This window comes from Algibacter sp. Ld11, from assembly GCF_045066735.1.
Classification (GTDB): Bacteria; Bacteroidota; Bacteroidia; order Flavobacteriales; family Flavobacteriaceae; genus Algibacter.
This window is the reverse complement of sequence record NZ_JBISHH010000021.1, coordinates 70,351-96,811: the sequence shown is the minus strand read 5'-3', so window position 1 is coordinate 96,811 and position 26,461 is coordinate 70,351. Positions and strand designations below refer to the sequence as shown.

The following is a 26,461-nucleotide window of genomic DNA, read 5'->3' as shown; positions in this document are numbered from 1 at the left end:
TTTATATTGCTCAACAATTGTTTTGAAAATTAGAACTATAAAAACATGATTAATTTGTACAGAGGTTTTATTTTATTTTTTTGCTTTAATGTAGTAACTAATTGTTGCTTTGCACAATCTGATAATGATTGGGAAAATCCAGAGATATTTCAAATAAATCAAGTATTACCGCATACAAACTTGATGCCTTTTAATACCGTAAAAGAGGCACTTAATTTGGATAAAAAAGAATCTCCAAATTTTTTAAACCTTAATGGAATTTGGTATTTTAATTTTTCTGAAAACTTAAAAGAAGCACCAAAAGATTTCTATAAAGATAATTTTAGCCATAAAACATGGGATAAAATTAAGGTCCCATCAAATTGGGAAATGGAAGGTTTTGGTTATGCTATGTTTAGAAATATTGGGCAGCCTTATAATTCAAGACCACCTTTAGTGCCAAAAGAATTTAATCCAATAGGTTCCTATTATAGAACTTTTAATTTGCCTAAAGGCAGAAAAAATAAACAACATTTTTTACATTTTGAAGGCGTTCAATCGGCTTCTTATGTTTGGGTTAATGGCGTTCAAGTTGGTTATAATCAAGGAGGCATGGAACCTGCGGAATATGATATTACACAGTATTTAAAGGATGGCGAAAATAGTATTGCTGTAAAGGTTTTACATTATAGTGATGGATCGTATTTAGAAGATCAAGACACATGGCGACTTGCCGGTATTTATAGAGATGTTTATATTATGTCAACTCCAAAAACACATATCCATGATTTTTATGTAACTACAGATTTAGATGAAAATTATAAAAATGCGACATTAAATATTGATGCTTTTGTAAGTCAATTTAGTACTGGAAACTTAAAAGGCAATATAGTTCGTGCAAGTTTGTTGGATAAAAATAAAAAACAAATTTTATCAGAAAACTTAAAAGTTGTTGGAAAAAAGTATACTAATTCCTTTCTTATTGAAAACCCTAAAAAATGGTCGGCAGAGCATCCTAATCTATATACGCTTATATTAGAATTACTTGATGAAAATAATAAGGTTATTGAAGTTTTATGTCATAAGGTTGGTTTTAGAAAAGTTGAAGTAAAAAGTAAAGCGATCTATATTAATGGTATGCCTATTAAATTTAACGCGGTTAACAGCCATATGATGCATCCAAAAACGGGGCACGCTATGGATTTGGAGACCATGCGCAGGGATTTAATTTTAATGAAGCAATTTAATATTAATAGTGTTCGTACAAGTCATTATCCTCCAAATGTGGAATATTTAGATTTAGCCGATGAACTTGGTATATATATTATTGATGAGGTAGGAGACGAGGCACACAGTAATATCCATTTATCTAGCCAACCCCAATGGCAAGCGCAATATCTAGATCGTATGCAGAAAATGGTATATCGCGATAGAAATCATGCCTCAATTGTAGTTTGGAGCGCTGGTAACGAAAGTGGACCTGGTGATAATATTTGTGCTATAATAGCAGAAGGAAAACAAATAGATCCGAGTCGTCCGGCATGGATGTATGGCGGCAATAGTGATGAAGATCCTAAAACAAACCCAATTAAATGCGAAGATATAGTTGGCCCTCGTTATGCAACGCCATTTACTCTTAAAAATCGTTTCGCGTTAGGGGACGATTTAAGACCGTCCTTTATGGACGAATATTTATCTGCAGCGGGCAATTCACTTGGTGGATTGGATGAATATTGGGATGCTATTTATAAATACCCGCGTTTAACGGGAGGTGCTGTTTGGGACTGGGTAAGCCCTGGTATTGATTCTAGATGGCGAACAACTCCAGATACGTCGCCAAATAAAGTGATGGCTACTTTAATGAATAAGGCGCTTTTAAAATCAGGTAAATTTGGTAGTGCCCTTTATTTAAGCGGTCACGATGATTGGTTAGAAGTATATCGCGATAAGGCCTTGGATATCTCCGATGATAAACTTACTCTTTCATTTTGGGTGAAACCAGAAGAATATAATGGAGATGCTTATTTTATTACAAAAGGAAATTATCAATATGGCATTTTACAATCTAATAATACTAAACTTCAGTTTTATGTTAATGTCGGTAAAAAAGTAATTATAGAAGCTAACCTTCCTGAAGATTGGGTGGGCAATTGGCATCAAGTTTTTGGTGTTTATAATGGTGAAAAATTAGCGCTTTTTATCAATGGCATAGAGGTCGCTTCAAAAGCATGTAAAGGCAATATAATTAACGGGCCTTATCCTGTTAATGTTGGTAAATCTGCCGAGATTATTGATAATCACTTAGGGTACCTCACACATACAACCATAGATAATATTAGAATTTTTAATACAGTAGTTCCTGTTCGAGATTTAAAAAACAATAATGAAGAATTAAAAAAATCAGCAGCACTTTGGCTTGATTTTGAATCTGAAAATGATGAATCTCATTATTATAGCATTGGTCTACCAGGAAGAACTTACGGATTGGTTTGGCCAGATAGAAGTGTGCAACCAGAATTATGGCAGTTAAAAAAATCGCCCCAACCTATCGATATCAAAAGCATAAATTTAAATGCGGGAACAGTAGATGTTTTAAATCGTTTTCCATTTACTAATCTAAATGCTTTTAATGGCAATTGGTCCTTATCTGCCAACGGAGAAAAAATAGAACAAGGATCAATGGATATTACTTTAGATCCTTTAAAAAAGAAAACACTCGCCATTCCTTATAAAACTAAAGATTTTAAAGAAGGAGTACATTATGTACTCGAATTAAGTTTTACGCTTCCCGAAGATACATCTTGGGCAAAAAAAGGGCATGAAATAGCATGGGAACAATTTGAATTTCCTTTTAGAGAAAAGCAAGAAGAAAAGACACCAATAGAAGGTGTAACAATTGATGAAAGCATGGAAAACATTGTGTTTAGCGGCTCTAGCTTTACTTATACATTCAATAAAAAAAACGGTTTACTTTCATCTCTAGTTTATAAAGGGAAAGAATACTTAAAACAAGGTCCTAAGTTTAATATTTGGCGAGCACCACTTGCCAATGAATTAGATGCTTGGGGAACGTTTACTACTTCTATTGGAAGATATGAAGAAGGCATGGGAGAAAATATTGCAAACGGATGGTATGCTATGGGTTTAAATAATTTAAAAGATAAGGTTGAAACTATAGAAGTTATTAAAGATAAAAATCGTGTGGGTTTAAAAGTGGTTACGCTTGCTTCAACTAGTTATGTTAATAATGCCATGACTGGGTTTTCAAATACATTTAATTATACCATATCTGAGGATGGAACTATAGGTGTTAAAACAACATCATTACCCGAAGGAGAATTTACAAATTGGATTCCTAAAATTGGGCTTCAAATTCAATTGCCAGATACGTTTCAGAATATTAAATGGTATGGCAGAGGACCTTTTGAAACTTATCCAGATAGAAAAACGGGAGCTAAATTTGGAAGTTATGAAACTACTGTAAAAGATGATTACGTACCTTATATTATTCCACAAGATTACGGTAATAAAACCGATGTGTATTGGGCATCAATTAGTGATAGTAATGGGTTTGGGTTATTAATTAAGGGAGATAAAACTTTTAATACAAGTGCTCAAATGTACGATACAGATAATATGACAAGGTCGTACTACCAACGTCAATTAAAGGCTGTAGATTATATAACTTTAAATTTGGATCATAAAACATCTGGAGTAGGTGGTACAGCTATTTCTATATTAAACCAATATAGAGTGTTACCCATACCATATGAATTTACATTCTACATTAAACCATTTAAAAAGTAATAAAAAATAGTAATTGATTAATAGCAAAAGAGTCGTTTAATAAATGTTAAACGGCTTTTTTTATATTAATATTTTTGATGCTTATACAAGAATGTTTTTATGGGTATTAGCATAAATAACAGAATTGAAAAACTTTTAAGCAACCAATTTTTTTAAAAATCCATAGATTTTAAAGAATAAAAATTATTTTATTTTTTAAGTGTGTAAGTTACATTTAAATAAAAAAGTGTATATTTAACAAATAAAAAGAATGGTTTAAAAAAATAAGTCTCTCAGAACAGAATGAATGAAGTAAAAAATTAATTATTATTAAAAACAAAAATTATGAAAACAAAAATACTCTTACTATTTTCTGCAATACTTCTCTCAATGTCATTGCAAGCACAGAATTCAATTACTAATTTAACCGGACCTTCGTCCGTTGAAGCTAACACAACTGTTTCCATTAATTTTGATTATGAATTGGCCGTAGAAGGACATATTTATATACGTTTTAAGAATGGAGCCAATACTGAAAATAATTTAACATTTGTTGCTCAATTTAATGTACCAGCCGGTTCAGGGAATTTAACAGCATCGCTAGAAATACCTCGTACTCATGAAGGTGAAGTTCTGCCTGTTGGTGCGGGTTACAACTACCAAGCACAAATATTTGATACAGGATGGAGTGGCCTATTCACGCAAGATTATAATGGGGTTACTTTAACAGCAGCTCAAAATTATATAGAGCTAGATAATCCGCCAACTACGGTAAATGCAACTTCTTTTGTTGATGTAACCTTTAGCTATGAAACAAATAGAACTGGAGGTACGCATGCCTTTGTGAGGTTTCAAAATGCTAGCGGTACAAACTTAACATCTGCAAGTAAGGCTTTATCTGCGGCTTCAGGTACTGAAACTTTAAGTATAGAAATACCCGATGAGGCATTAGGCAGCGATTATAAATTTCAGGTGGAGTTATTTCATCCATCTACTACTTGGAGCGCTTATTTTGCAGTTGATACTGTTGAAGGTATTACCCTAGCAGAAGCTGTAGCCCCTGCGAATTCAATAGAGTGGGTCGGCCCTCCTACTTCAGTTGAAGCAGGTTCAGATGCTAACATTACTTTCAATTACGTTACAGATATAGCTAATGCTCACATATTTATTCGTTTTAAAGATGATGTAAATGCGGAAGGCTTAACAAACGTTAATCAAATTGTAACTGCTGGATCAGGAACCTTAACCTTACCACTTCCTATACCTAGTGATGCCCTAGGGTCAGATTACTTATATCAGGCACAGATTTTTGATATTGATGCTAATTATGCCCATGTAATAACTGAAAATTTTGAAGGAATTACGGTAGGACCTGCATCCGCAAATACGGTGGTGATTAATAATCCTCCAAATCCGGTATTAATTAGTTCTTCAACAGAAGTTACTGTAGGTTATACCAAGGATATTGTAGATGATTTATTTGTGATATTGCAATTTGTAGATGGAGCTGGTAACATAGAAGCTACAGAATACGGTAACGCAACTGGTAGTTCAGGCGATATAATATTTAATCTTCCAATCCCGGCAACTGAAGCCGAAGATTACAGTTATAATGTACAGCTTTTAGGGTTAACAGGAAGTGTAATATATGAAAAAACGTATAGAGGAATAACAGCGAGTACAGAATTAAGTACAGCTAATTTCAAAAATAATTTTGAGAATTTATCTATCTATCCAAATCCGTTCAACGATTCATTTACCTATAAATTTGATGATCAAATAAGTAGTTCTACAAGCGTCGAACTTTTTACTATGGATGGAAGAGAAATTAAAACTATTACAAATAAAGATGTTACTTACGGTAATACCGGAACAGTAAATACCAGTCAGTTAAGTAGTGGTCTGTATCTAGTTCGTGTTACTTCTGGCGACCTACAAAGCACAAGAAAACTTGTAAAGAATTAGAATATAATAAAATGATGTATTAAGAAATTCGTCTAAATACGTGTTTAGGCGAATTTTTTGCTAAAAATCGTGTCTATTTAATTTAAATGTGTATATTACACTTAATTAAAAATAAGTAAAAATTTTGAGGGAAAAATTCAAAATATATAGCTAGAAAAAAATAAAATTATTGCATGAAATTAAAACCTAATTCTCCCAATTGGTAAATTTTGAAAAAGAACAAAAATTATGAAAACAAAAATACTCTTACTATTTTCTGCAATACTTCTCTCAATATCATTGCAGGCTCAGAACACAATTACTAATTTAACCGGACCAACATCAGTTGAAGCTAACACAACTGTTTCTGTTAACTTTGATTATGAATTAGCTGTAGAAGGCCATATTTATATACGTTTTAAAAATGGTGCGAACACTGAAAATAATTTGACATTTGTTGCTCAATTTAATGTGCCGGCTGGTTCAGGAAATTTAACAGTAGCGCTTGAAATACCTCGTACTCATGAAGGTGAAGTTCTGCCTGTTGGTACAGGTTATAATTACCAAGCACAAATATTTGATACAGGTTGGAGCGGACTCTTTACAGAAGATTATAACGGCGTTACTTTAACTGCAGCACAAAACTATATCGAGCTAGATAATCCACCAACAACAGTAAATGCGAGTGCATTTGTCGATGTTACCTTTAACTATGAAACAAATAGAACAGGTGGTACACATGCCTTTGTAAGGTTTAAAAATGCTGGCGGTGCAAACTTAACATCTGCAAGTAAGGCTTTATCTGCGGCGTCTGGCACTGAAACTTTAAGTATAGAAATACCTGATGCAGCATTAGGCACCGATTATAAATTTCAGGTGGAGTTATTTCATCCATCTACTACTTGGAGCGCTTATTTTGCAGTTGATACTGTTGAAGGAATTACGTTAGCAGAAGCAATAGCTCCTGCAAACTCAATAACAATAGTTAATCCTGAAACAACTGTAATTGCTGGTAGAATGATTGACTATGACTTAGGTTATACAACAGATGAATCTGCTGCATATGCATTGGTACGTTTTAAGGGACCGTCTGGTAATTTAGAACAAAGTTTTGTTGAAGTAAATAACGAAGAAGGTACCGTAACAGTAAGTGTGCTATCACCTGAAACCGCAGGAACTAATTACAGTTTACAAGCTCAACTTTATACAACAGGTTGGTCTGAGTTAGATACCTATGATTTATCTGGAATTACCGTAGAAGAGTATATTCCAACGGGAGAAAATACATTAGAAATAGTAAATACTTCCACAGATCCCATAAATAATGGTACGCTAAGGCAAGTAGATGTTAAATATAACTTACTTCAAACAAGTAAGATATTAGTAGAGGTTCTTGATAAAGAAAACCCTGCAAGTGGTAAAAAAATTGGAGATGTATGGATAGAACTTCCTGCTGGAAATGATACTGTTACGCTCGATTTAATAGTTGACGCTGGATTTCCAGGTACCACAAACCGAATTCAAGCCTTATTATTCGATCCGGCATGGGCTGCAATTACAATTCCAGAAATCCCTTATATTTTAGTTGGAGAAGGGGATGGTACCATTACTTACAGAGGGCAGCCTTATGTAGAAGGTGGTAGTCAAAACAGTTACTTTGCTGAAGATTTAGGTGAAGGATATTACACCAATTATTATATAGCTACTGGGTGGGAAGGACCTTTACAAATGAAGTTTGAACCTTTTGGCTCACCTTCATGGATAGAATTTCAAAACCAAAATAGCGAGTCCGACGGGCACAAAGAATTTGATATTAAAATTCAAAAATTCTCATGGCATGCGGATAAAGATTATTTCACAGATAGAGGATTTCCAACAGCATTGAGTGATATTGATTATGCGCTTCCTACAACTATGGAGGGGCAATGGAGCCCTGGGAGTGGTGGTAAAGGCCAAATAAACATGACCGCTTGGGTAACCGATAATGGTGATATGGCTGGTAATAGAATAGATATTATAGTGCATACTTTTCATAATGGAGGCGACACCAGAAAGAAATTTGATGATAATACTTTTGTTGATAATCACCACTTTAATAATATAGGTGAATTTACGGCAAACAATGGTTTAACCTATCAGGTATTAAGAACGTTACCTGGTTACTTAGGTGAAGTAGCGAGTTATAATCTAATTCCGGATTCAATTGTACAAGACGATGTTACTGCTGAATACACAACCGAAACATTAATGTTTGATGTTGATATGAAAGATATTATTGATAATTTAATAGCAAAAGAAGCGAGCTATGCAGGAACAAAGGTGGCAATAGATGATTCGTGGCAAATTAATGGTTTGGAATGGACGGTAGTGGGACAATCTGAAAATAGAGATTCCGATGGTACAATGATTCCAAGTGGTTACGGTAAATTTACATTTAATAGTTACACAATTCCAGATTTAGTAGATCCATCTTTAAGTACTGAGAGTGTAGATTCAAAATTTCAAAATTTAACTATTTCTCCTAATCCATGCACAGATACATTTACTTACAAGATTGAATCGCAATTAAGTGATGCAATAAATATTGAGGTCTTCACAATTGATGGACGAAAAATTAATAGTGAACAGACATCAAATGGTAATAGTGGAACTGTATCTACCGAGCATTTAAGCAAAGGTTTGTATTTAATTCGTATTACTGCTGGGGCAGTCCAAGAGACAAGAAGGTTAATAAAAAATTAGTGTTTAGTTTTTATATTTAGTTTGGTCGCCTAAATTTTAATTTAGGCGATTTTTTTGTTAAAAAGCATTAGTATTTAATTTAAATGTCTATATTACACTTGTTTAATAAGTGTGAATATCACATTTGTTTTAGGGCTTTAAATTTAATATTAATTAATACTAGAAAAATATGAAAACAAAATTACACTTTTTAACTTTTGCATTACTATTTGCAATAGGAATACAGGCGCAGACTGTCTCTGTAACAAGTACGCTTCCATCGACTATTGAAACTGGCGATGCTCTTGACTTTACTGTGGATTACACAACAGATTCAAATAACTATAATTTAATTGTAAGATTTTATGAAGATAATGGTGGCACAATTACACGCTATGGTACCGATCAGTCTTTTAAATCCATTCCTTCTAACACTTCAGGTACAGAGGTTTTAAATATAAACGCGCCATTAGTTGCAGCTTCAAACTATATTGCTCGAATATTTATTGAAAATTCTACCGATTACAGTAAGTTTTATGCAGCAGATATTCCTTTTACAGTTACGGCTAAAGTTGTTTCAGTAAAAGACACGTATTTATTTGATACCGATGGTGATCTGGAAGGATGGGATACGGGATCTATTGGTGCTCCAAATATAACTGCTACTGTTGCAGGTGGTGCAATGGTAATTAATACTGGTTCAGGATCTTGGGATGTAGGTTATGTCGAGCAAACTGAGTATAAGTTAGATCCTGCTATGCACACTTATTTGGATATTACATATAAAAATTTATCAAAACCAAATGAAAATAATCAAATTGAATTAGATTGGATTACATCTGGTACTACAAGGTCTTCGAGAGTAATTATTCCTATCGAAACAAGTGGTTGGAATGACCCAATGGATTTTACAACCGTAACTTACGATTTAGGAGCAAATCCTGAATGGGCTGGTGCAGATGCAACTTATTTTAGAATTTATGTGAGCCGTGCGGAAGGAGGTCCTAAATCTAAAGATATAGAAATAAGTTCTATTGTTTTTAATAATCCAACGTTAAGCACTAATAATTTAAGTGCTAACATTGAGAACGTGTCAATTTATCCTAACCCATTTACAGATTCGTTTTCTTATAAGTTTAATGGAGATTTAAGTGATTCAGTAAGTGTGGAGTTATTTTCAATAGTTGGTAAAAAAATTAATACTAACAATACGTTTAATGGTAATAGTGGCATAGTAGATACGGCACAGTTAAATAAGGGTATATATCTTGTTCGTATTTCATCTGGAAAAGTAACCGAAACCAGAAAGTTGATAAAAAAATAGTACAAATTAATAGCAGAAAATAAAGAAAGTCGTCTAAAGTGAATTTAGATGACTTTTTTTTTGATTCAATAATATTATATTAAAGATATGTGGATTTTACACTTATTTTTTTAATATTTGACAACTTAGTTCATATGAGTTTATAAATTAGTCGTTTTTTTATGTTAAACAATTACAGTAAAGAAGATAAGGTATTATTAGCAGTAGATTGTATTATTTTTGGTTTCGATGGAGAAGATCTAAAAATATTACTTATTAAGCGTGATTTCGAACCAGAAATGGGGAAATGGTCTTTGATAGGGGGATTTCTTAAAAAAGAAGAAAACTTAGACCAAGCTGCAATAAGAATTTTAAGTCATCTTACTGGGTTAGATAATGTATACATGGAGCAGTTTTATGCGTTTAGTAAGGTAGATAGGGATCCAGAAGAACGTACAATATCGGTAGCATATTATGCGCTTATCGATATTGCGACTCATAATATTAAAACAAATAATTTCGATACTTCAAAGTGGTTTAGTTTAAAAGATGCACCAAGTTTAATTTTTGACCATAACAGAATGGTAGAGCGTGCCGTTTCAAGGTTAAAATATAGAACAAAAACAAAACCTATTGGCTTTGAATTATTACCAGATAAGTTTACAATGTTGCAATTGCAAAGACTTTACGAATCTATCTTGAACGAAAAATTAGATAAACGAAATTTTACGAATAAAATAAATGCTTTAAAAATTCTGGTTAAACTGGAAGAAAAGGATATGGAGTCTTCAAAGAAAGGGTCGTACTTATATCAATTTGATACAGAAAAGTATAATGCGAAGCTCAAAGAAGGCTTTGTTTTTAAAATTTAAAATTTCTAGATAGCCATAAACTCAGAAATTCTACTTCACTTGTTTTTTTACGTTGTTCTATTAATAACGTAAGAAATAATTATCAGCACTATATATTAAAAAGAAATGTTTAAAACTCCGAGCGGAGTATTAGATAAATCTATAACTAAAAAAATATAGCAGAAAAAAAATTACATATGCAAAATAAAGAAGTTCATTAGAGGCTAAAGAAGAGTTCTTGGTTACTTGTTTTGCTTTTCATATTATTATAAAAATGAAACTTATATAATTAGTGTGATTCATACAGTCACCTTCTTTGTCATGTCTTATAACTATTGTATTTTGTAAATACTTTTAATATGTTAAATATTAAAAGTGTAAAACTAACACTTCTAAAAATAAAATGTTATATTTGTTTTAAATAAACATTTTATTAATGAAGAAATATGTCATCGGTTTAGATTATGGTTCAGATTCTGTTCGAGCTGTATTAGTTGATACAGATAACGGCGAGGAGCTAGCTTCTGAAGTTCATTTATATTCTCGATGGAAGAATAATAATTATTGCAACGCTAGTTTAAATCAGTTCCGTCAGCATCCGTTAGATCATATTGAAGGTTTAGAAATAACTATAAAATCAATATTAAATCAATGTGAAGTTGATGCTGATTTAATTAAGGGTATCTGTATTGACACTACAGGATCTTCACCAATTCCAGTAAATAAAGACGGAATTCCACTTGCTTTAACTAAAGGTTTTGAAGAAAACCCAAATGCCATGATGGTGCTTTGGAAAGATCATACAGCTATAGAAGAAGCTAATGAAATTAATAACTTGGCGGAAAATTGGGGAGGTATAAATTTCACGAAATACGAAGGTGGTATTTATTCTTCGGAATGGTTTTGGGCTAAAATATTACATGTAATCCGTGAAGATGAAGCTGTGAAAAAGGCAGCGCACTCTTGGATGGAACACTGCGATTTAATAACTTATTTGCTTGTTGAAAATAAAGATTTAAAGTCTTTTAAAAGAAGCAGGTGTGCAGCTGGCCATAAAGCTATGTGGCACAAGGATTGGAATGGTTTGCCTCCGCAGGAATTTTTAAATCAGTTGGATCCTTACTTAGGAGCATTAAGAAATAATTTGTTTGAAGATACCTATACCTCAAATGAGGTCGCAGGAACTTTAAGTGCTCAATGGTCAAAAAGATTAGGATTATCTACAAGCACTGTAGTTGCTGTAGGTACATTCGATGCTCATGCTGGTGCGGTAGGAGCTAAAATTGAAGAGCACGCTTTGGTTAGAGTTATGGGTACGTCAACTTGTGACATCATGGTAGCTTCTAAGGAGTACATTGGTAGTAAAACGGTTAGAGGCATTTGCGGACAAGTTGATGGTTCTGTAATACCAGGCCTTGTAGGACTAGAAGCAGGACAATCAGCGTTTGGAGATTTACTAGCTTGGTTTAAGAATATGTTGTCATGGCCAATAAACAATTTAGTATTGTCTTCTGATTTACTAAGTAAAGACCAAAAAACACAATTAAAAGAAGAAATAGAGTCTAATTTTATAAGCGTATTAAGTGAACAAGCTGAAAACATTCCGTTATCAGAAAGCATTCCAACCGCATTAGATTGGATAAACGGTAGACGAACACCAGATGCTAATCAAGAACTAAAAGCAGCCATGTCTAATTTATCTTTGGGTACAAAAGCACCACATATTTTTAAAGCATTAGTTAATGCTATTTGTTTTGGTGCTAAAAAAATTGTGGAGAGATTCGAAGATGAAGGTGTAGCTATACATAGCGTTATTGGTATTGGAGGCGTTGCTAGAAAATCACCTTTTATAATGCAGACATTAGCTAATGTTTTAAATAAGCCCATAAAAATTGCAGTTTCAGATCAAACACCAGCATTAGGTGCTGCTATTTATGCAGCGGTAGCAGCAGGTATTTATCCAACGGTAATTGAAGCTAGCCAAAACATGGGGAGTGACTTTGAAGCTATTTATTACCCGGAAAAAGAAAAAGTAGATACATATAATCACTTGATGCAATCTTATAATGAATTGAGTGCTTTTGTAGAAGACATTACAAATAACGAACATGCAGAACTTAAAATAAGTGATGAAGTCAATAATCATTTTAAAGCAGATTCTTGTCATAAAAAAGACCGAGCAGACATTCTTAAAAAAGCAATAAATGAGCACCAAATATAAAGACTTAAAACAAGAATGTTACGAGGCTAATATGGCGTTAAACGCTTTGGGTTTGGTAATTTACACATTTGGAAATGTGAGTGCGGTTGATAGAGGTAATAGTGTTTTTGCAATTAAACCCAGCGGTGTTCCTTACGATATATTAAAACCAGAAGACATCGTAGTTTTAGATTTTGATAATATGGTTGTTGAAGGAAAGTTGCGCCCATCTTCCGATACCAAAACACACGCATATCTGTATAAGAATTGGGGAGATATTGGAGGTATAGCACATACTCACGCTACCTATTCAGTCGCTTGGGCTCAAGCACAGCAAGATATTCCAATTTTCGGTACAACCCATGCAGATCATCTAACATCAGATATTCCTTGTGCGTCGCCCATGCATGACGACTTAATTCAAGGGGATTACGAGCACAATACAGGAATTCAAATATTAGATTGTTTCAACGACAAAGGACTTTCATACAAGGACGTTGAAATGGTTTTAATAGGCAATCATGGCCCTTTTTCTTGGGGGGAAAATGCGGCAAAGGCTGTTTATAACAGTAAGGTGTTAGAAACTGTAGCACAAATGGCAACATTAACGTTACAAATAAACCCAAACGCACCAAGATTAAAAGCGTCTTTAATTAAAAAACATTACGAACGTAAGCATGGTAAAAATGCGTATTACGGTCAATAATTATAAAATATATATTTATTATTTATGATAGATTTATCACAAAAAGAAATTTGGTTTATTACTGGAAGTCAGCATTTATACGGTGATGAAACATTAAAGAAAGTAGCAAAGAATTCGCAAGAAATTGTAGAGGGCTTCAATGCTTCTTCTCATTTACCAATTAAAATTGTTTGGAAACCAACAGTAAAATCACCCGACGAAATTACAGATATCTGTCAAGAAGCAAATCTTGAAAAAAAATGTATCGGTATTATTACTTGGATGCATACTTTTTCACCTGCAAAAATGTGGATAAAAGGCTTAACAATATTAAATAAACCTTTATGCCATTTACATACACAGTTTAATGCCGAAATCCCTTGGCAATCAATAGATATGGATTTCATGAATCTTAATCAATCTGCACATGGAGATAGAGAGTTTGGTTTTATGATGACTAGAATGCGTAAAAAGCGAAAAGTAGTTGTTGGGCATTGGCAAAATGAATATGTACAAAAACAATTAGGAGTATGGTCTAGGGTTGTTCTAGGTTGGGATGAATTACAGCATTTAAAAGTAGCTAGAATTGGTGATAACATGCGAGAAGTTGCCGTAACGGAAGGTGACAAAGTTGCTGCTCAAATGAGATTTGGCTGTTCCGTGAATGGTTTCGATTCGTCTGATGTGGTAAAGCATATTAATAAAGTGTCTGAAGCAGATTTAAATAAATTATTAGCTGTTTATGAAGCTAGTTATGAGTTAACAGCAGATCTTAAAGAAGGCGGTAATAATAGAAGATCTTTGATAGAAGCTGCTAAAATTGAATTAGGCTTGAGAGCTTTTTTAGAAGAAGGAGATTTTAAAGCATTTACTGATACATTTGAGAGCTTAGGAGAGCTTAAACAATTACCAGGTATTGCTGTGCAAAGGTTAATGGCAGATGGTTATGGCTTTGGAGGAGAAGGAGATTGGAAAACAGCTGCTATGGTAAGAGCTTTAAAAGTTATGAATATAGGTTTGGAAGGTGGAGTTTCTTTTATGGAAGATTATACCTATCATTTTACACCTAAAAAATCATATGTTTTAGGATCACATATGCTAGAAATTTGCCCTTCAATTTCAGATGGGAAGCCATCTTGTGAAGTACATTCTTTAGGTATTGGAGGTAAAGAAGATCCTGCAAGATTAGTCTTTAATAGCGCAGCGGGTAATGCTATAAATGTATCTTTGGTTGATATGGGTAATCGGTTCCGATTAATTGTAAATGAAGTCGAAGCTATAAAACCTATGGCTGATTTACCAAATTTACCTGTAGCAAGAGTTTTATGGGACGCAAAGCCAAGTTTAGAGATAGCTGCAAATACATGGATATTGGCGGGTGGAGCTCATCATACAGTGTATTGTCAAACTATTAATACTGAGTACATGGAAGACTTCGCAGATATTGCAGGTATAGAATTACTTGTTATTGATGATAGAACTACTGTAAGAGATTTTAAAGATAAAATTAACGCAAATGAAGCCTATTATCATATGTTTCAACAAGGGTTTTAATTGAAATTAATTCATTAATCAAGAAGATCTAAGGCAGGTCTAAATTAAAATTTATCAATATTTAAAACTTTTTGAGTTTAGTATTAGAGCAGTGGTAATATAACTTTATTTAAATCTATAGTTAATGCTGGTTAATAGGTTGTTTTATTGCTCAACAGTACTTCAAACATTTTAAGATATAAATATATCATCATATGAAGAATTATGTTTTTTTATCATACCTATTTTTAGTTTGCTTCGGTTTTATAAGTTTAACATCTTGCGAAATAAAAAAAATAGCTATTCCAAAGGATTTAGGAAAACAACAGGTTATCCCTAAACCAGTTTCGGTCATGGCAACAGGAAGCTCTTTCGAAATTAATAGTAGCACAACTATACAGTATCAAACTGAAACATTACAACCAATAGCTAATTATTTAGGCCAGTTATTGCGTACTGCATCCGGTTATGAAGTACCGGTGAAAGTTACAGAATCAAAAAAATCATCTAATAATATCTCTTTAGTTTTAACAGATAGTATATCTAGTAAAGAAGGCTATGAGTTAGAGACTAATGAAAGTAATATTATTGTTAAAGCTAACACCGCCGCCGGAATATTTTATGGCGTGCAAACCTTGCGCCAATTATTACCAGCAAGTATTGAAACAGGAACTAAAACTTCTGATACGCTATTAGTGGCTACGGGCATTATTAAAGACAGCCCTTCTTATGGTTATCGGGGTGCGATGCTAGATGTGTCACGTCATTTTGTTGGTATTGATGATATAAAACGATACATCGATTTAATCTCTATTTATAAAATGAATCGCTTGCATTTACATTTGTCAGACGATCAAGGATGGCGTATAGAAATTAAATCATGGCCCAAACTAACTGAAATTGGAGGAAGCTCAGAAGTTGGTGGAGGTGAAAGCGGATTTTTTACACAAGAACAGTATAAAGCAATTGTAACATATGCCCAAAGTCGATATGTTACCATAATTCCTGAAATTGATATGCCAGGTCACACCAATGCAGCATTAGCATCTTATCCAGAATTAAATTGTGATGGCAAAGCACCAGAATTATATCATGGTACTAAAGTTGGGTTTAGTAGTTTATGCATAGAGAAAGAACTTACTTATAAATTTATTGACGATGTTATTAGAGAGTTAGCTGCATTAACACCCGGAGAATATATACATATTGGTGGCGATGAGTCGCATGCTACATCCATGAAGGATTATGTTTATTTTATGAATAGAACTCAGAAAATTGTTGAGAAGCACGGAAAAAAGGTTATTGGATGGGATGAAATTGCTCATACAGAATTATTACCGAGCTCGGTTGTGCAATATTGGTCAAGAAAAGGAGAAAATGCAGTAAAGGGTGTTGAAAAAGGTGCTAAAATTTTAATGTCGCCAGCTAAAAAAGCTTATGTCGATATGAAATATGATAGTATTAGTAGAATAGGTTTAAATTGGGTTGGATATATAGAGGTTGATAAAGCTTATAATTGGGATTTAGAAACTTACGAAGAAGGTATTTCAAAAGAAGATATTATTGGAGTTGAAGCGCCTTTATGGACTGAAACGGTTGAGAATATGGATGATATTGAGTACTTGACTTTTCCGAGAATAATGGGCATGGCAGAAATAGGCTGGACACCTACAGCGCTAAGAGATTGGGGTGAATACAAAGTGAGACTCGGCAAGCATAAAGATAGATTAGAGGCCTTAAATATTGATTATTATCCTTCCGCACTTGTACCTTGGGTTTCTCTTGATTCTCAAAAAAGAGGTGATAACGTCATAGAATAAATAGCAAAATAATGTTTGTAAATAATATGGGTTTTGTTCATGAATTTACGATTAAAGATATTCACATTTAGCATCACATGAGTAATTACAGAATTTATATATCAATAGCCATATTTATATTTTATGCGAGCTTTTCTTTTGCTCAAAAAAACAGCGGTTTCGAACCTGAGTTGTTTGTAAATCAATCAGACACATTACAGTATCGTATTTTAATGCCTAAAAATTTTGATGCATCTAAGCAATATCCTCTAGTATTATTTCTTCATGGAGCAGGAGAAAGAGGTAGTGATAATGAAGCACAGTTAACGCATGGTAGTAAGCTATTTGCCTCTAGAAAAAACCGACGCAATTTTCAATCTATTGTTGTTTTTCCTCAATGTCCAGAAAGTTCATATTGGGCAAATGTGAAAATTGATAGAACATCAAAGCCCATAAAGATAGATTTTCCGGTAGGAGTAGAGCCAACTAAGCCAATGGCATTGGTAATGCAGTTAATAGATAGTTTAACCTTAAAACCTTTCGTAAATAAAAATCGAGTATACGTTGGTGGATTATCAATGGGTGGTATGGGAACTTTTGAAATCCTTTACAGAAAGCCAAAGATGTTTGCGGCGGCTATTGCTATTTGTGGTGCAGGAAACCCAGAAACAGCAAAATCTTATGCTAAAACAACACCGCTGTGGGTATTTCATGGCGCAAATGATAATGTGGTAAATCCACGAGCTTCTGTAAAAATGGTTGATGGTATTTTAGAATATGGAGGAAAACCTAATTTCACGTTATACGCAAAAGATAATCACAATAGTTGGGATTCGGCCTTTGCTGAACCTGAGTTATTACCTTGGCTATTTTCTAATATTAAAAATTAAGAAACAAAAATGAGCAGAATAATCAAACCGACTATAATTACTATGTTATTCCTTGTAGGTTTTGGTTGTAATACAACTAAAACGCCATCTCATAATAAAGGCATAAGTAAATCTAACTCTCCTTTTGATGCGAAAATAGATTCATTAATGAATTTAATGACATTGCAAGAGAAAATTGGGCAAACAGTAATGTATAGTGGTGATTTAACTGTTACAGGCCCTGTTGTAAGTAACAACAATCAAAAATATGTTAAAGAAGGAGCCGTTGGCGCCATGCTAAATGTATTTTCAGCAAAAGCAACAAGAGATTTACAAAAAATAGCAGTCGAAGACACCCGTTTAGGTATTCCGTTATTGTTTGGATACGATGTAATTCATGGATTTAAGACAATTTTCCCTATTAACTTGGGCTTAGCAGCCAGTTGGGATTTAGAAGATATTAAAAAAGGCTCTCGTATTGCAGCCCAAGAAGCTTCAGCAGAAGGGATTCATTGGACCTTTGCACCCATGGTAGATATAAGTAGAGATCCGCGTTGGGGAAGAATTTCCGAAAGTGCAGGAGAAGATGTGTATTTAGCTAGTAAAATAGGAAAAGCCTATGTTGAAGGTTTTCAAGGCGACGATTTATCAAAACACAATACCATATTAGCCACTGCAAAGCATTTTGTGGGTTATGGAGCGGCTCAAGCAGGTCGAGAGTATCATACTGTAAATATGGGGCAAGACGAACTTTGGAATGTTTATCTGCCGCCTTTTAAAGCTACTGTTGATGCTGGTGTTGAAACATTTATGACTGCTTTTAATGAGCTTAACGGTGTTCCTGCAACTGGAAATAAGTACATTTTTAGAAATATTTTAAAAGACAAATGGAATTTTAAAGGTTTTGTAGTTACCGATTATTTTGCTACCAATGAGTTGGTTATGCATGGTTATGCTAAAGATAGAAAAGAAGCTACTAAATTAGCTATGGAAGCAGGCGTAGACCAAGATATGATGAGTAATGCAAATCATGAATATTTAGAAGAATTAGTCAATGAAGGTCAAGTTGATATTGAACTTATAAATGATGCATGTCGTAGAATTCTACTAACAAAATATAAACTCGGATTATTTGATGATCCTTACAGGTATTCTGATAAGCAAAGAGAGAAAGAAGTGATTTACAAACCTGAATTTTTAGAAGCCGCACGACAATCTGCAGCGATGGCATCTGTTTTATTGAAAAATGATGATACCTCATTGCCGTTGAATAAAACTCAAACTATTGCACTTATTGGGCCTTTAGTAAAAGATAAAGAAAACATTATTGGCAATTGGGCAGCAGAAGGAGATAGAAAAGGAAAAGCTATTAGTATACATCAAGGTATTCAAGAGTATTTAGAAGATTCTAAAATTGTTTTCGCTAAAGGTTGTGATATTGAAGGTAATGATGAAAGTGGTTTTAATGCTGCAATACAAGCAGCTAAAACGGCAGATAAAGTGGTCATGATATTAGGTGAGAATTATAAAATGAGTGGTGAAGCTGCCTCTAGATCTAGTATAAAATTACCTGGTAGTCAAACCAATTTAATTAAAGCGATTAGGAAAGCAGTGCCAAATAAAAAAATTGTTCTTGTAATAATGAACGGTCGTCCATTAGATTTATCTGAAGAAGATATTTTAGCAGATGCTATTTTAGAAACATGGTTTCCTGGAACAAGCGGAGGTTATGGTGTTGCAGATGTTTTGTTTGGAGCATATAATCCTTCAGCAAAACTTCCAGTAACATTTCCTAGAACTATAGGTCAAATTCCTATTTACTATAATATGAAAAGAGCAGGAAGACCTAATCACAATGATAATCCAAATGAAAGATACTCGTCTAATTATATAGACGTTCGAAATAGTCCACTATATGCTTTTGGCCACGGATTAAGTTATACTAATTATGAGTATTCTGATATCACATTATCTTCGACTACTATTAGTTTCTCAGATACATTATCCGTTTCTGCAACTATTACCAATACTGGAGATTATGATGGTTATGAAGTTGTTCAACTCTATATACACGATAAAGTAGGAAGCCTTACACGTCCTGTAAAAGAACTTAAAGGTTTTAAAAAGGTATTCATAAAAAAAGGGGAAACTATCACCGTGAATTTTGATTTAACAGTCGAAGATTTAAAATACTACAATGCAGATTTGAAATTCGGTGTAGAACCTGGAGAATTTCAAATAGCTATAAAAGGAACTTCAGACTTCGATTTTAAACACTCCTTTAAGCTAGAATAACTTAAAATCACACAAACTCCAATTAAAATTAATTAATACTTATGTCGGGATCAATAAAAACAGCTAAAAATAACACTACAGCAATTGTGATTATTGCAGGTTTATTTTTCATTTTTGGCTTTGTGACATGGATCAATGGAGCGTTAATTCCTTTCATGAAAACGATTAACGAACTCACAGATGCACAATCTTATTTAGTAGCCTCAGCCTCTTATATTTCTTTTGTAGTAATGGCTTTGCCCGCCTCTTATATTTTAAATAAAATAGGTTACAAAAAAGGAATGTCTTTAGGTTTAATTATAATGGCAATCGGCGCTTTGGTATTTATTCCTGCCGCTGAGGCAAGAACCTATTGGGTATTTCTAACAGGGATTTTTATTCAAGGTGTTGGAATGACAATCTTACAATCTGCAGCAAACCCTTACATCACAATTTTAGGACCTATAGAAAGCGGTGCAAAACGTATTGCAATTATGGGTATTGCGAATAAAATAGCAGGAGCTTTAGGTTCTTTAATTTTTGGAGCATTATTATTATCGGGAATTGACGAAACTAAAGATAAATTGGCGGGGGCCACTTTAGAAGAAAAAAATGTGCTTTTAGATACCATGGCAGATAGTGTTTTTATGCCTTATATCATTATGGCAAGTGTGTTGTTTTTATTGGGTTTATTAATAAGAAAGGCTCCTTTACCTCAAGTAGAAGCAGCTCATGAAGAGGAATTAGAACCAGGGGAAACTGCAAAAACTAGTATTTTTCAATTCCCTAATTTATGGTTGGGGGTGTTGGCGTTATTTGTTTATGTTGGGGCAGAGGTTATAGCTGGCGATACTATTATTGCTTATGGTATATCATTAGGTTTTACAGGTGAAGATGCTAAGTTTTTTACAACATATACTCTTATGGCCATGGTTGCCACTTATGCTTTAGGCGTGTTTTTAATTCCTAAGTATTTAACGCAAACAACCGCATTAAAAATTAGTGCAGTTTTAGGCGTTATTTACAGTTTTAGTATTATAAATACAACAGGGTTTACTTCTATTATGTTTGTGGCAGCACTTGGTATTTCTAATGCATTAGTTTGGCCTGCTATTTGGCCATTAACCTTAGATGGTTTAGGCAAATTTACTAAGACAGGTTCGGCATTATTAATTATGGCTATATCTGGAGGTGCAATTATCCCTCCTTTGTATGGCAAAATAGTGGATGCCAATAAAGTTGGATTAATGGCAGAGGGGATGGAGCAAGCAGATGCTATGGCAGCGGCATCTACAAGTAGTTATTGGATTCTTATTCCATGTTATGTAATCATTCTATTTTTTGCAGTTTGGGGGCATAGAATTAAAAGTTGGACGAAGAAATAAATACGTTCTGGCATCAATAACTTGTAGAATTACTATTAACGAATAATAGAACATAATCTCTTGTGGGTTTTAACTGATTGGTTATCAAATGAAAATAATTAGGGTAGTAGTTTTTATATTATTAATTGTACAAAGTTCTTTTTCTCAAAAAACTACAGAGTTTAAATGGTGGAATCCATCTAACAATGAATTTGACGTTTTAGAAGGGCAAGGGTGGCCCAGTGAAGTCGCATCAATATATGACAGACTTCCAGCAAGATTACGAAAAGTTGTGACAAAACAGATATGGAATTCGTCTAGGCATTCAACTGGGCTGTCTATTCGTTTTTGGTCTAATGCAGATACAATATGCGTGAAATATAAGGTTAAGAATGAAATTTCTAATAAGGTTATATCTCCATCAGAAACTAGAGAGTTAGATTTATATAGCAAATCTATAAATGGTGAGTGGCTAAGATATTCTGGTAAATATAAGGCGGATTCTATAATCAACTGTGAATTTAATGTCGAAGATTCAACTGATATTTATAAAACTTACGGACGGGAGTTTCAATTGTTTTTACCTCTCTCAAGCACGGTTGAATTTTTAGAGATAGGAATTAATAAGGAAAGTATTTTTAACCCTTTGCCAATTCGTATAGAAAGGCCGATTGTAGTTTATGGAGAATCTCTATATCAAGAAGGTGAAACTTCCAGTTATGGAATGGCTTGGGCTAATGTATTACAGAGAAAATTAGACAGACCCTTAATTAACCTTGGTTTTTTAGAGAACGATAAGTTAGAAACAGAATTGATTGATTTAATAGCTAAGGTAGATGCTAAATTATATATTCTAGATTGTTCGTCAAATTTAAAACCTCATACAAGTGATGTATTTCAATCCCTTATAAATGCAGTCGAGAAATTAAGAATTAAACGGCCAAAAACGCCTATTATAATAACAAATCATTCAAGTTTTTTAAATGTAACACTTAAAAAAAATGGAATTGATTATAAAGACTTAGATGAAGAATTAAACCGAGCTTTTAATTATTTAAAAGCTAAAGGAGTTTTAGATATATATCTTTTAAAGAAATCAGATTTTAGTTTCAATTTTGATTCAAATAAAAATTATATACACGCAACAAAATATAAAATAACGCAGTATGCACAAGTATTCGAAAATCTTATAAGAAAAGTATTGGTTGAACCTAAAGGAGACGTCTCAACTACTATTGCTAAAACACAGAGTAGAGATATTGCCGTTTATAATTGGGTAGAACGCCATCAAAAGATATTAAAATTAAACAAGTTAGGCATATCAAAAATCTGTCTATTTGGTGATTCAATTATTAATTTCTGGGGAGGTGAACCTGAAACATCTAAGCCTAATGGACAAAAATCTTGGGAAGATTTCATGGAACCTCTTGGAGTAAGAAACTATGGTTTTGGATACGATTATATAGAAAACGTGTTATGGAGAATACACCATGATGAGTTAGATGGAGTTCATGCAGAAAAAATTGTATTTATGATTGGAACCAATAATTTATCAATAAACAGTAATTCTGAAATTATTGATGGTTTGATAGGATTAGTAAAGGCAGTTAAGGAACGTTCGCCTAATAGTATGGTCTTTATTATAGGTGTTTTACCAAGACAAGGAAAAGAGGATAGAATAGTTAGTTTAAATCATGAAATTTCTCAGTTAAAAGAAAAAATAAACATTGATTATTATAATATAAATGCCCCTTTACTGAATGAAAATGGAAAAGTAAACCAAACCTTGTTTTCTGATGGTTTACACCCTAACAACAGAGGGTATTCAATAATCGCAAAAGAGTTACAAGAAATACTTGGTAGCAAGTAGTGTTAAAAAGATTGAATATAAAAAAGAATAAGGATAACGACTGGAGTAGAAACTAAAATAACAATAAATACCGATAAAGACATGTTAAAAAGTAATATAGACAAAGCAACAGGTTTCGAAAAAAGATTTGAAAAAATAGGCACTGTAGTTTACGAGAATTCAGAGGTAGCATCAAAAGCAGTTGCTAAAGAAATAGCAGATCTTATAAAGGTAAAACAAGCTCAAAGGCAACCTTGTATCTTAGGGTTAGCAACAGGATCTTCTCCAAAAGGACTATATGCGGAATTAGTGCGTTTACACAAAGATGAAGGTTTAAGTTTTAAAAACGTGATATCCTTTAATCTAGATGAATATTACCCTATGGAACCAGATTCTGTTAACAGTTATGTTCGTTTTATGAAGGAGCAATTGTTTAATCATATAGATATATTACCAGAAAATTATAATGTTCCAGATGGTCTCTTAACTAAAGAAGATATTGCAGACTACTGCAATGCATACGAGGCAAAAATTGAAGCGATGGGTGGTTTGGATTTACAGGTTTTGGGAATTGGTGGAAACGGACATATTGGTTTTAATGAATCTGGATCACTCCAAAACTCAAAAACACGTTTAGTAGCACTAGATCATATAACAAGAGTAGCGGCTAGTGGCGATTTTTCAGGTTTAGAAAATACACCAAGAACAGCTATTACTTTGGGAGTTAAAAAAATAATGGAAGCTAAACGCGTTATTCTTTTGGCCTGGGGAGAAAGAAAGTCTAATATTATTAAAGCCTCAGTAGAAGGAGAAATAACTAGTCGTGTACCAGCATCTTACTTGCAAGAGCATAATAATGCCACGTTTATTTTGGATCAAGCGGCAGCTTCAAAATTAACAAGAGTCAATACACCTTGGTTGGTTGAAAAAATTATCTGGACAGATAGACTTATTAGAAAAGCAGTATTGAGTTTAGCTCTTAATTTAAAGAAACCAATTTTAATGTTAACCGATGCTGATTACATTGAAAACGGTATGAGTGATTTATTGGCTGATTCTGGCCCTGCTTACGATATTAATATCAAAATATTTAATAAGCTACAAAACACAATCACTGGTTGGCCAGGAGGAAAGCCAAACGCCGATGATAGCAAACATCCAGAACGAGCACAGCCAGTAAAAAAACGTGTTATTATATTTAGTCCACATCCAGATGATGATATTATTAGTATGGGCGGGACATTTAAAAGATTACACGAGCAAGGTCACGAAGTTCATATAGGTTACCAAACCTCTGGAAACATTGCTGTAGCAGATGACGAGGCGCTTCGTTTTGCAAGTTTTGTTTGTGATTATAATGAGAAGTTCGGAATAACAAGTGCTGAAGCTTTAGCGATTTATAAAAAATCGGCAAATTTTTTAAAGAATAAAAAATCGAGCGAAATAGATATTGAAGAAGTTAGATATATTAAAGGATTAATTAGAAAAGGAGAAGCAAGATCGACCTGCCATTTTATAGGAATTCCAGATGAACAAATCCATTTTATGGAACTTCCATTTTATGAAACCGGAGCTATAAAAAAGAATCCTATCGGAATAGGTGACGTAAAAATAACGGCTGATTTAATAGAAAAAATAAAACCTCACCAAATTTATGCCGCAGGTGATTTAGCCGATCCGCACGGAACGCACAAGGTATGCTTAGATGCTGTAATGGCTGCAGTAAAACAGCTCAAGTCTAAAAAATTCATGAAAGATTGTTGGGTTTGGTTATACCGAGGAGCATGGCAAGAATGGGGTGTTGATGAGATAGAAATGGCAGTGCCTATGGGGCCAGACCAAGTTCTAGAAAAACGAAAGGGCATTTTTAAGCACCAATCTCAAAAAGATGGTGTAGTTTTTCAAGGCAATGATAGCAGGGAGTTTTGGCAGCGAGCAGAAGATAGAAATAAAGAAACGGCGGATTTATATGATGAATTAGGGTTATCTCATTATGCCGCGATGGAAGCCTTCGTGAGATGGTATTATTAATAAAATACACTAAATACAAAATGAATCCAGTAAATAATAGATTAGGAACTACCACAAAGACTGTTAATAATCAAGGATCTCTTGTCTGTCTCAAAAAAGTGGAAGCTATTAAAACTAAAAGAACTTATGAAAAGTTTCTTAATTGGGTCGCTGGTGAATTTGATTTATATCTTATGAACGAAGCAGAAATTCTAAAAGTTTATTTTCCAAACGGATCTTTCAGTATTAAACATTGCAGAAATAGAAAAAATAAAGAATTCGTAGAGATAAGAGTTGAAGGAAAATCTAGTGTGTCCTGCCAAACTATAATGAATAAATTAGAACGAGTTTATCTCCATCTCATTCGTTTTACTGAAATCAACTCAATGTATAAAAGTCATTAATTTTTAAAGTTGTTTATTATCTGGCTAGCCTTATAAATACCAAACTAGACATAAAAGTTTATTATGACAAAACCAGTATTAACGTTTATATTGCTCTTTTTCTATGCAACACTTTTTGCGCAAAAACCTTTTCTAGGAGGAGAGGTGTATTCGAAGGAAACTGTATTATACGGAAAATTTGAAATGCGCATGAAAATGATAAAAGGTAGTGGTATGCTATCTACCTTTTACACTATAAAGCACTTTCCTAAAAGTTCCAATCCTTATTGGGGAGAAATTGATATCGAAGTGCTTGGTAAGAAAGATGCCCAAATAATGTCAACAAATTTATTTAATAATGATGTAGATGGGAAATGGATTTCCAGTGAAAAACAAATACCTCTTAGTTACTCATTAGCAGATGATTTTCATGTTTTTACTTTAGAGTGGACACCAAGTTATATAGCTTGGTTTATTGATGGTATAGAGTATAGACGAAAAACAGGGGCTTTCGTAAAACATATGGACGTACCTCAGGAATATAGGTTTAATGCATGGATATCTTCTTCTCCAGAATGGGTAGGTGTCATTGATATAGAAGCGATGCCTGCATACCAGTACGTCGATTGGATAGAGTATTCGAGTTATAATGAATCAACTCAAAACTTCACTAAGCAATGGCGTGACGATTTCTACTGGCTAAACCCAATGCGATGGACAAAAGGGAATTGGACCTTCGATGGTAATCAGGTCGATTTTGTTGAAGAGAATGTTTATATCGAAAATGGTAATTTGGTTTTAGCGATAACCGATCCTAATCGATATTTCAAGACTTCTAAAGTACAGTCACCTCATACAAATTGAAAATTATAACGTTAGATTTAGGATGAAATAAATTTTTTGAAAAAAAT

At 33.5% G+C, this 26,461-nt stretch carries 16 protein-coding genes; all 16 read left to right on the top strand.

Going from position 1 to position 26,461, the window contains the following annotated elements; translation table 11 throughout:
• The first annotated feature begins 45 nt into the window (after positions 1-45).
• The 16 genes from ACJJV4_RS08090 to ACJJV4_RS08015 all read left to right on the top strand — a co-directional run bounded on the left by ACJJV4_RS08090 (position 46) and on the right by ACJJV4_RS08015 (position 26,414).
• Positions 46-3,786 (top strand): glycoside hydrolase family 2 TIM barrel-domain containing protein, encoded by a 3,741-nt coding sequence (locus tag ACJJV4_RS08090; protein WP_405293236.1) that lies wholly within the window; start codon positions 46-48, stop codon positions 3,784-3,786.
• A 324-nt stretch (positions 3,787-4,110) separates the two neighbouring features.
• A complete protein-coding gene (locus ACJJV4_RS08085; protein WP_405293234.1) occupies positions 4,111-5,730 on the top strand; it encodes a T9SS type A sorting domain-containing protein in 1,620 nt (539 codons plus the stop codon).
• 228 nt (positions 5,731-5,958) lie between these two features.
• On the top strand, positions 5,959-8,451 hold the full coding sequence (locus tag ACJJV4_RS08080) for a T9SS type A sorting domain-containing protein (protein ID WP_405293232.1): 2,493 nt from the start codon (positions 5,959-5,961) through the stop codon (positions 8,449-8,451).
• Positions 8,452-8,620: 169 nt separating this feature from the next.
• Positions 8,621-9,754: a T9SS type A sorting domain-containing protein gene (locus tag ACJJV4_RS08075; protein WP_405293230.1), complete on the top strand. Its 1,134-nt coding sequence runs from the start codon at positions 8,621-8,623 to the stop codon at positions 9,752-9,754.
• A gap of 161 nt (positions 9,755-9,915) precedes the next feature.
• Positions 9,916-10,605 carry an NUDIX hydrolase gene (locus ACJJV4_RS08070; protein ID WP_405293228.1) on the top strand — a complete coding sequence of 230 codons (690 nt, stop codon included), beginning with the start codon at positions 9,916-9,918 and terminating at the stop codon, positions 10,603-10,605.
• 415 nt (positions 10,606-11,020) lie between these two features.
• Positions 11,021-12,805: a ribulokinase gene (locus ACJJV4_RS08065; protein ID WP_405293226.1), complete on the top strand. Its 1,785-nt coding sequence runs from the start codon at positions 11,021-11,023 to the stop codon at positions 12,803-12,805.
• Positions 12,789-13,490: an L-ribulose-5-phosphate 4-epimerase gene (locus tag ACJJV4_RS08060; RefSeq protein ID WP_405293224.1), complete on the top strand. Its 702-nt coding sequence runs from the start codon at positions 12,789-12,791 to the stop codon at positions 13,488-13,490. Before ACJJV4_RS08065 ends, ACJJV4_RS08060 begins: the two co-directional genes overlap by 17 nt.
• A gap of 24 nt (positions 13,491-13,514) precedes the next feature.
• Positions 13,515-15,023: an L-arabinose isomerase gene (gene araA / locus ACJJV4_RS08055; protein WP_405293222.1), complete on the top strand. Its 1,509-nt coding sequence runs from the start codon at positions 13,515-13,517 to the stop codon at positions 15,021-15,023.
• Between the two features lie 194 nt (positions 15,024-15,217).
• Positions 15,218-16,822 carry a beta-N-acetylhexosaminidase gene (locus ACJJV4_RS08050; protein WP_405293220.1) on the top strand — a complete coding sequence of 535 codons (1,605 nt, stop codon included), beginning with the start codon at positions 15,218-15,220 and terminating at the stop codon, positions 16,820-16,822.
• A gap of 77 nt (positions 16,823-16,899) precedes the next feature.
• Complete coding sequence (locus tag ACJJV4_RS08045; protein ID WP_405293218.1) at positions 16,900-17,691, top strand: alpha/beta hydrolase-fold protein; 792 nt, start codon at positions 16,900-16,902, stop codon at positions 17,689-17,691.
• Positions 17,692-17,700: 9 nt separating this feature from the next.
• Positions 17,701-19,965, top strand: coding sequence for a glycoside hydrolase family 3 N-terminal domain-containing protein (locus tag ACJJV4_RS08040; RefSeq protein ID WP_405293216.1), 2,265 nt, complete (start codon positions 17,701-17,703; stop codon positions 19,963-19,965).
• 41 nt (positions 19,966-20,006) lie between these two features.
• Positions 20,007-21,329, top strand: a complete 1,323-nt coding sequence (locus ACJJV4_RS08035) for a sugar MFS transporter (protein ID WP_405293214.1) — start codon at positions 20,007-20,009, stop codon at positions 21,327-21,329.
• A gap of 88 nt (positions 21,330-21,417) precedes the next feature.
• Positions 21,418-23,178: an SGNH/GDSL hydrolase family protein gene (locus ACJJV4_RS08030; RefSeq protein ID WP_405293212.1), complete on the top strand. Its 1,761-nt coding sequence runs from the start codon at positions 21,418-21,420 to the stop codon at positions 23,176-23,178.
• A gap of 81 nt (positions 23,179-23,259) precedes the next feature.
• Positions 23,260-25,188, top strand: coding sequence for a glucosamine-6-phosphate deaminase (nagB, locus tag ACJJV4_RS08025; RefSeq protein WP_405293210.1), 1,929 nt, complete (start codon positions 23,260-23,262; stop codon positions 25,186-25,188).
• A gap of 20 nt (positions 25,189-25,208) precedes the next feature.
• Positions 25,209-25,571: a hypothetical protein gene (locus ACJJV4_RS08020; RefSeq protein WP_405293208.1), complete on the top strand. Its 363-nt coding sequence runs from the start codon at positions 25,209-25,211 to the stop codon at positions 25,569-25,571.
• 63 nt (positions 25,572-25,634) lie between these two features.
• Positions 25,635-26,414, top strand: a complete 780-nt coding sequence (locus ACJJV4_RS08015; protein ID WP_405293206.1) for a family 16 glycosylhydrolase — start codon at positions 25,635-25,637, stop codon at positions 26,412-26,414.
• Positions 26,415-26,461 lie beyond the last annotated feature (47 nt).